Raw genomic sequence first — 8,144 nt, 5'->3', positions numbered from 1 at the left:
CAAGCGTGCCGTCAGGGCTGATTTCTTTGGTCAGACGGCCGAGCAGATCGTAGGTGTATTCCAGCTCCTCTTCTGTGATCCCAAGCTGCCTGCCGATCCCGGTCAGTTGCCGCTCGATGCTCAGCAGCCGGTCGCCGTTGTCGTATTCGAAATCCTGCCGGGCATCGCGGTTGGTCGAGGACGTTCTCGATACGCTGCAGCGGCACTTCGGTGTTGGTGTCTGGCACTTCTCTAGATTGTCGAGGGTTTGCAGGAGGTAATGAGCCACCTTGGATACAGGCCCGCACAATCACCTATACACGTTTAGCGAACGTGACTTTTGACAATGACAAAAATAATTATATTAGCTAAGGCAGCTTCATTCCAGCCGCTCGACAGTATCGGCTAACGGAAAAATAGTTGAAGCTGGCACCCCAACTATCTTCAATAGCTTTTTCAATATCTATCTTTCAAAAATGTCACATAAAAACAAAAACCGAAGCCAGACTAAAAATGCCTCAAAAAATCAATCGTAAATACCATCTTGCTGAGATTTTTCGATAAATACATCCTGCAAGTCACCCTGAATATCTTCACCATCTAATTTTACAACAAAATTGCCCTCGAGGTCATCCGGAAAATGGACGCCATCCAACGTCCCAAGCACTACAGAAGCGCTGTCTGCGATAACAACTTTAAAAAAGTTAATGATGTCATACTTTTGAGTATCATCTAGCGATGCTAGAGCATTACGCACACGAGCATATGAGTCCTTATCTCCGTTGACGGGTTTAGTAAGAGATTTTTTATATTGAGGGAAATTTTTCTCAAACAATTCGGAATAAATAGCATCAACAAATTTATTGTCACCCATAAATTTCTCCCTTTACTTCCGCATTTCTGGATACATAGATTTATTCAGAGCGATTAGCTCCTGTAGCTTTTCATTCGGCACTTCGGGATAAACACGCCTAAGTTCATTTTCACCTAAGCCCTAAAGATAGCAAACCTTGCCCCAACTCATAAAAGTTGCGCAACAATACAACTACAAACCACTTACTCAACAATTTTCAACTAACATACACCTACATAAAAGCCGGCCACAATAAATTCACTACAACTCAAAGCTCCCTAATCGCTTGCCTAATCGAGCCAACAAAAAACTCCTCAAAACTTTGATAAATTACATTTTTTTCTTTCGTTCGCTTGAACGAAAGCTGAGTTTCAACTACGACCGGCTCTCCAGTAGTTCCGAGAGCCGAGACATCTATGGAATAAATCGGACCATAGCCAGAAGCTTTCACTACAATCATCGACTCATTTGCGTCGCCATCAGCTCTAGCACTTTTTGTGGCAAAAACCACGTTAGGAACAGACGTTGCACCAATACCGCTCTTGGTTATACCATAGTAAGTATCACCCGCAAACGACAGCGCACCATATTTCTTCAAAAACAGTTTATATGATAATGGGAAATCAACACCAAGAGCTTTCTCAAAGTCTGCTATCGCTTCATCCGATGCCCCCCTGCGTATACGGGGTCTTCCCCGCTGGCGTTGATTTCAGATTCTATAATATCTATATAGCTCATTTTATATCCTCAAAAACCCAAGGCTGTGGCTTTTCCAATAAGATTTCTTCCAAGTATTGAATGGACCGCGATTCACGATTGGCGGCGCGCTGTTATAAAGACGTCTTAATCCATCACTCCCCACCCAACTTTTATCCCACTGGTTAGAATACATATGCACCACCCTGTCGTGCTTAGAATGGAAACTGATTAGAACCTCAGCCATCGGACCAGGTTCATCTTGGGTAAGATGATGAAGATTTACTTCTTCCCCGTCCTTACCGATAGGCGCGCCCCCCTTCTTCATTCTCTGTATGTTAGTACGTCCCAGCTCATCCACACGGTGCGGATCAAATATATCATTACGCTGATAAACTTTCCGGCCCGCTACACTTTTCGGTGTCCAGCATGTCCACCCAAGCGGGTCAACCCAAGAATTAGGATTAGGGGCAAATCCATAAAAATTAATCCCCCGACGTCGTAGCTGAAACGCCGGGTCAGGTTATCCACCCGCACTTCTTCGCTCAGCCGGTCCGAAGTGTCGTAGGCAAAGCTGTACGTGGCGTTGTTCTCGTTGACCAGCGCGGTCAGGCGAATGGCCTTGTCGTACTCGTAGCGAACCCGCTGGCCCTTGGCATCCTGGCGGCTGCTCGGCAGGCCACGGGCCGTGCGCATCAGGCGGGTGGTCTGGCCCTTGCCGTCGGTGTGGCTGAGCACCTGACCGTAGACGTTGTAGGTGAAGGTTTCCGTGGTGCCGTCCGGGTGACTGATGCGCAGCACTTCGCCGTCGGGCTCGCGCTCCAGCGTGGTGGTCTGGTTCAGCGCATCGGTCACCGCCACCAGGTGCTGGCGTTCGTCATAGCGGTAGTACGTGCTCTTGCCCGAGCAGTCCTGGTAGCGCTCGACCTGGGCCAGGGTGTTCCACCACAGGTACTTGGACTTGTAGGTCGCATCGATGATGGTGTGCGGCAGGCCGTCATCGCTGTTCAGGTACTCGGTCATCTGGCCGAGGGCATCGAATTCGGCGAGCAGGTTGCCCTTGTCGTCGTAGCGCGCTCGCCAGGTGCTGCCATCCGGGTAGCTGACCTGGGTCACCAGTGTGGTCAGGTGGTGATATTCGTACTGGGTCTTGCGGCCCAGCGGATCGGTTTCTCCGAGCAGGCGGGAGAACTCGTCGTACTTGAACTGCAGGCGGTTACCGTCCGGCAAGGTCAGGCCAACCTACCGCTCATCATAAATATATATTTTCTCTTCACCACGCAAAGTAAATAAGCCCACAAGATCCCCTTCCTCGAAAACGGGATATATCTTAATACCTGGCAAGCTATTAGACGAAAACGTTAGAATTCCCTGAAGACGCCCTTGATTCCAGTCGTAACCTAACGTCCAAAATTCCGAGTCAAAATCAACCCTGCAAGCTTTACGTACTTCTCCTTGCTCTTTATCAATTACCTTGAGCCACAAACGTTCGCCGTGACGATTCATCTTAATTGAATAATCTCGCCTGTCATCATAGAAAAAATATTCAAACCCATGAATTTCACCCTTTGCATTGTAGATATCTACCTTCTGCAACCGCCCATCCACGTAATAATATTTGTTTATATTTTTTTTACTTGTAGGTTCCTTTGCAGTCAGCCTGCTTGGCTTTACACCTGACATCTCTAATTCATAAGGAATAAAAGAAATTCCGACCCCTTTCGACCACTTAATATTCGAGGCTTCGGCACAATCAGGATCAAAATCCAAAGCAAAGGAAGAATCCTCAGCTTTCTTGACAACCTCATCTTTAAAGCGCTTCAAATCTTCTACCAGCATAGTTCTACCTTATCGTTTTAAATAAAATACCGTCAAACAGCGACTGCTTAACCTCGGAAAGTGCGCTGAGAAATTCCTCTCGACCATTGGCTACGGAAAGCTTATCAAAGACATATTGCTTATAGGCTTTGCCGTGCACACCCGCACCTTTGTGAGGGGTGGCAGTTGTACCTGGAACCCTTGCAGACTCGGTATTGGGCAGCCAAATCCCATTACGCTTATCATTTATATCAATGTCCAATTCATCCATCTTTTTCCGGAGTGCAATCATCCTCGCATCTTTCGAGTTGGACATCACAATATGATGCGCATCATACTGACCTCCCCCCTGTGGACTTATCCCGAGTTCTTTTCGAAGAAGCTTGGCATCTGAGTTGCACGACAGACCTAGTTCATCGATCCACCCTATAGGGCTAGGTGCATATTGATATAAATTATCTCCACCTGCTAGACCGATGGGGTCTTGTGTCAGAAATCTCCCGATTTCAGGGACATAGAATCGGAACGTGTTGTAGTGCAGCCCCGTTTCGGCATCAAAGTACTGACCTTGGAAGCGTAGGTTCTGCTCCACCTCATTGACCGCTAGCTGCTCTATCTCACCCCACGAGCGATATGTCGCCTGCCAAACGATTTTGCCGTCACTGTCCGTCAGCTCCAGCGGCGTACCAATCTGGTCCGTATGGAAGTAATAGACCTTCTGCCCTTCCCCTTCAACCTGATCAACCCGCGCCAACGGCGCATAGCTACCCGGCTCGTACAGGTACAAGATGCTCTGCGTAGGTGTCTCCTCACGCAGCATCCTCAGCCCCTGCCAGAGGAAGCGCTTCTGCTCGACCTCGCCATTGATTTCAGCCTGTTTGGCCACCCGCCGTCCCAGGCTGTCATACCGGTACTGCCCGGTGCTCTCCAGTCTGTCACCGACATACGTTTCAGCTTTAACCAGCCGGTTCTCACAGTCATAGCTGAAGTACTGCAGCTTGCTGTGCCCCGAGCGCTTCTCGATCAGGTTGCCCCACGGGTCGTAGCGATACTCCTGATCCCGCCACTGTTTGATCCGGTTGTCCCTGACCTTGTCGAACTGCCGCGCATTGAAGTCCAGGCGGTTGGCTGCCGGGTCGTAGCGGAATTCCTCGCTGCCGATCAACGAGCCGGTATCACGACTGCGCAATTGGCCGTTGGCTTCGTACTCGTACTTGATCTCGCCACGCAGCTTGTCCAGCGTACGCACCAGTTCACCGGCCGGGTCGTACTGGTAACGGCGGTGGATCGGGTTGTAGGCGTGCTCGACCAGCAACGAGGTATTGATGCCAGTGTTATGTACCTGTGAAAGCTTGTCGGCCGGCAAGGTCGAGGCAAACTGCCAGGCCTTGCGCCCCATGGCGTCATAACCGAAGCAACTGGTGAGCTTGCCCTGGGTCCGGTACACCTCGCGGTGCAGGTCATCGCGCTCCATTTCACTGATGACCTGACCATCCAGGTTCAGCTGGTGCAGGTGGCCGCTGCCGTAGTACAGGTGATTGACCTTGCGCCCATCCGGGAGGATCAGCGTGGTCAGGTTGCTGAGCGGGTCGTACTCGTAGCTGAGCGTGCCGTCAGGGGTGATTTCTTTGGTCAGACGGCCGAGCAGATCGTAGGTGTACTCAAGCTTTTCTTCTGTGATCCCAAGCTGCTTGCCGATCCCGCTCGGTTGCCGCTCGATGCTCAGCAACCGGTCACCGTCGTCGTAGACGAAGTCTTGCCGCGTATCGCTATTGAGCTTGGCAATCAAACGGCCAATGGCATCACGCTCAAAGAGCGTATGGCGCTCTGGCCGCTCGGCATTCTCGCCATAGCCAATCTCATCCAGTCGCGTGAGATGGCCAACGACGTTGTAGCTGAAACGCCGGGTCAGGTTATCCACCCGCACTTCTTCGCTTAGCCGGTCCGAAGCGTCGTAGCCAAAGCTGTACGTGGCGTTGTTTTCGTTGACCAGCGCGGTCAGGCGCATGGCCTTGTCGTACTCGTACCGAACCCGCTGGCCCTTGGCATCCTGGCGGCTGCTCGGCAGGCCGCGGGCCGTGCGCATCAGGCGGGTGGTCTGGCCCTTGCCGTCGGTGTGGCTGAGCACCTGACCGTAGACGTTATAGGTGAAGGTTTCCGTGGTGCCGTCCGGGTGGCTGATGCGCAGCACTTCGACGTCGGGCTTGCGCTCAACATAAGCTCTTTGCCACTTCTTGCCCTAGAAACAATCCTTAGTAAACCTTGCGATCTAGAATTCTAAAAAAGCGTCATTTTCAAAATAGTATTTAAAAGCCTCAAAGTAATCCTCAACAGTGGCCGAGGGAAGCTGCTGGTCCGTATAATTAATTACATCCTGTATCATTGGAGTGTCTAGTGTTTCGATCCATCCTTCATTAGCCACCTGCGGCGGGAGATAATCAGTCGAATCTGGGGGAAAGTCACGACTATCTAATGAGAACGCACCCTTTGTATCCAGGGTCCAATTGCTATTTGGTAAATAGAACCAAGAGTCCGGCATTTTATCCAGATTTTCTAGAACTTCCCGTATGCTATAAACTCTCATAACCACCTCAGCACGATGTGTTTTGTAATGCCTTAAATCCACCCTTTTGATTAGGGTGTAAACTGGCTTGCACCGGTCCCTTCGCTTGGTGTTGCGCTCTCGGAATAAGCTCTATATCTTTAGGAGACTGAGCATTATGGTGCCAAGAGTGGTTTGGTGGGCTTCTGTCACTGAAGCCTCCTCTGGGTCCGGGTTGAATATGCTCCACTACTTCAGCGGGTAAAGCAGCCTTAAGCTCAGGGTATTGTAGCGTACGATTGTATAGCTCTTCATTAGCATATTTGAAATGCGCCCCCCTGTTCAAACTATGAATTTCTTGCGGCATCTCTACACTGGTCCATACGCTATATTGTGAACTAGATAGCGGACGGCCGCTACCGTCTACACCAGACCACCCCCACGGATCAATCCAATTGATGGGATTGAGCGTATAAAAATATAAATTTAGCCCACCCGCTAATCCAATCGGGTCTTGAGTAGCAAAGCGCCCAGCTTCCGGATCATAATATCTAAAGGTATTGTAGTGCAGTCCTGATTCATAATCAAAGTACTGGCCTTGGAAGCGTAGGTTCTGCTCGACCTTATCGACAACCAATTGCTTTATCGAACCCCAAGACCGATACGTCGCCTGCCAAACAATCTTGCCATCGCTGTCCGTTAGCTCCAGCGGCGTACCAATCTGATCGGTATGGAAGTAATAGACCTTCTGTGTGAGATGGCCACCGACGTCGTAGCTGAAACGCCGGGTCAGGTTATCCACCCGCACTTCTTCGCTCAGCCGGTCCGAAGCGTCGTAGGCAAAGCTGTACGTGGCGTTGCTCTCGTTGACCAGCGCGGTCAGGCGCTGCGCTTTGTCATGCTAGTAGCGAATCCACTGGCTCTTGGCGTGCTGGCGGCTGTTCACGCGAACTACACTGCAACCGTGAGGTCTGGACCTTGCATTTACGTCAAGGAAATCGCTGTTCTTCATAACCATTAGGGAAGATATTTATTATACTCACCAACTCGCCGGACTCATATTTAAAGCTCACTTCAAAGTCACTAAATGCAGATTCAATATGCTCTTTTTGCCGAACATGTATTTTTTCTAGGCGATTATCAGCGTAGACATAATTTGACTCACTGCATCCGTACTGACCCCAATTCATATCTTTCACCACCGCTCCCTCTTCAAGCAATGAAATCGAGATATTCCTAATTTTTCCGGTGCTGGTAAAATGGACCCGCTCAATACCTCCGCCGCTATAGCGGTAGAATTCCTTATTGATAATTTTTTCAGACTGCCCATAAATCTCCACAAAAACCACTTTGTCATACTCATCCAAATGATACAGATGAGTATTTTTTATATGAGCTGGAATTTTCTTCAAGGCTTTTCCTTTTTTAAATCCGGCCCGCTCGATTTCATATGGGCTGACGTTATATAGCGGCCCCTTGCTTATTACTATTCTTCTCGATCTGTATAAAGCCTCAGACAAACAAGAAGACAGGACCTCCTCAGCTCGCGATTCAATTTCTAGATATTTTCTTTCAAGATCTTTTAAGTTATTCATGCTTTTATCCAGCCTAGAATATTCCGCGGGCAATTTCAGAGTTGATCTTGTTCAACTCACTCAAGAAGTCACCACTGTTATTTATATCGCCCAAGCGATCAAAGACCTTCTGCTTATAAGCATTGGTGTGAATGCTTGCATGATTGGGCAAGGTGCTGCCAGGAGGAAGCTTAACTTTACTATTCGAGGGTAGGAAAATGCCATTTTCCGCAGCATTGATATCTATCCTCAAGCGCTCCATTTTAGTTTGAAGCGCCACCATTCTCACATCACTCGAGTTAGACATGACAATATGGTGCGCCGAGTTCTTAAACGCAGGCTCGGACTTACCCGCTGCCACCATATTAGCTCTAAGTGCTTTAGCATCAGTCGAGCATGTCAATCCCCAAGGATCAATCCATATCATAGGATTCACTGCGTACTGATATAGATTCAAACTACCCGTTAGCCCGATCGGGTCTTGAGTAATAAAGCGACCTGATTCAGAATCATAAAATCGGTAGATGTTGTAGTTAAGCCCCGTTTCGTCATCGAAGTACTGACCCTGAAAGCGTAAGTTCTGCTCAATCTTACTAGCAGACAGTTGCTCTACCGCCCCCCAAGAGCGGTACGTCGCCTGCCAAACAACCTCACCCAGGCTGTCCGTCAGCTCCAGCGGCGT

The 8,144-nt window shown here is 49.3% G+C and carries 6 protein-coding genes and 5 pseudogenes; all 11 read right to left on the bottom strand.

Annotated features, from left to right (window positions below):
* Window positions 1–268, bottom strand: a pseudogene (locus tag ACF8GF_RS01880) (hypothetical protein); the annotation flags it as partial.
* Window positions 269–505: 237 nt separating this feature from the next.
* On the bottom strand, window positions 506–853 hold the full coding sequence (locus tag ACF8GF_RS01875) for a hypothetical protein (RefSeq protein WP_392487574.1): 348 nt from the start codon (window positions 851–853) through the stop codon (window positions 506–508).
* Window positions 854–1,100: 247 nt separating this feature from the next.
* Window positions 1,101–1,487: an SMI1/KNR4 family protein gene (locus tag ACF8GF_RS01870; protein WP_392487575.1), complete on the bottom strand. Its 387-nt coding sequence runs from the start codon at window positions 1,485–1,487 to the stop codon at window positions 1,101–1,103.
* Window positions 1,488–1,571: 84 nt separating this feature from the next.
* On the bottom strand, window positions 1,572–1,889 hold the full coding sequence (locus ACF8GF_RS01865) for an HNH/ENDO VII family nuclease (RefSeq protein WP_392487573.1): 318 nt from the start codon (window positions 1,887–1,889) through the stop codon (window positions 1,572–1,574).
* A gap of 128 nt (window positions 1,890–2,017) precedes the next feature.
* Window positions 2,018–2,770 (bottom strand): annotated as a pseudogene (locus tag ACF8GF_RS01860) (type IV secretion protein Rhs); the annotation flags it as partial.
* Entirely contained in the window at window positions 2,771–3,367 is a 597-nt protein-coding gene (locus ACF8GF_RS01855; protein ID WP_392487572.1) for a hypothetical protein, read from the bottom strand.
* A gap of 4 nt (window positions 3,368–3,371) precedes the next feature.
* A pseudogene (locus tag ACF8GF_RS01850) lies at window positions 3,372–5,561 on the bottom strand (RHS repeat-associated core domain-containing protein); the annotation flags it as partial.
* A 757-nt stretch (window positions 5,562–6,318) separates the two neighbouring features.
* Window positions 6,319–6,639: pseudogene (locus ACF8GF_RS01845) on the bottom strand (RHS repeat-associated core domain-containing protein); the annotation flags it as partial.
* Window positions 6,640–6,678: 39 nt separating this feature from the next.
* Window positions 6,679–6,777, bottom strand: a pseudogene (locus ACF8GF_RS01840) (hypothetical protein); the annotation flags it as partial.
* Window positions 6,778–6,877: 100 nt separating this feature from the next.
* Window positions 6,878–7,483, bottom strand: coding sequence for a hypothetical protein (locus tag ACF8GF_RS01835; protein ID WP_392487571.1), 606 nt, complete (start codon window positions 7,481–7,483; stop codon window positions 6,878–6,880).
* A 13-nt stretch (window positions 7,484–7,496) separates the two neighbouring features.
* A partial coding sequence (locus ACF8GF_RS01830) for an RHS repeat-associated core domain-containing protein (RefSeq protein ID WP_392487570.1) occupies window positions 7,497–8,144 on the bottom strand: 648 nt, incomplete at its 5' end.

The sequence above is a fragment of the Pseudomonas sp. yb_5 genome (assembly GCF_043103865.1).
In the GTDB taxonomy this organism is placed as follows: Bacteria; Pseudomonadota; Gammaproteobacteria; order Pseudomonadales; family Pseudomonadaceae; genus Aquipseudomonas; species Aquipseudomonas putida_Y.
This window is presented reverse-complemented; position numbering and strand designations above follow the sequence as displayed.